This is a genomic window from Pseudoalteromonas phenolica (assembly GCF_005886345.1).
GTDB lineage: Bacteria > Pseudomonadota > Gammaproteobacteria > Enterobacterales > Alteromonadaceae > Pseudoalteromonas > Pseudoalteromonas phenolica_A.
In genome coordinates this window covers 1-469 of sequence record NZ_PNEC01000107.1, presented here as the reverse complement: position 1 = coordinate 469, position 469 = coordinate 1, and the positions used below count along the sequence as shown (strand labels likewise).

General features: G+C 32.6%; 1 pseudogene. It reads right to left on the bottom strand.

From position 1 onward, the window contains the following. Positions 1-17: 17 nt before the first annotated feature. Positions 18-469, bottom strand: a pseudogene (locus CWB72_RS20245) (hypothetical protein); the annotation flags it as partial.

The following is a 469-nucleotide window of genomic DNA, read 5'->3' as shown; positions in this document are numbered from 1 at the left end:
ATTGTTTAATTAATTTGTTATATTGCTTTAAGCAGACTGAACCAAAGAAGAAATAAAAATATAAGTAAAAAACACCTAAAAATAAGATGACCAATTTTCAACAGAAAGCAAAAAGCAACATTTATTGTTATGACTAGCATGTAACCTATAAAAGCAAGCTTCTCGCTAATCACACCGCCATCACCTGCTGCAGTTATGAAAAATAAAGCCAAGATAGAGACAACATTTAGAATAATATATGGTGGCTCTAAGTAATTCGAAGATCTTTCATTACTTAACTTTTCTTCAACTTCGGTTGACCCATTTTCACATTCATTTTGCTTGGAAATGAGCAAAGATTTTATTGCATTAACCCTCTCTGGGTATGCAATTTTATCTATGCCATCTAAAGCTTCTTTTAACTCTTTCTCAGAGTATTTTTCAAAATCTGGTTCGGAATTCATGGGCAATATAACGCCGTTGTAACCGG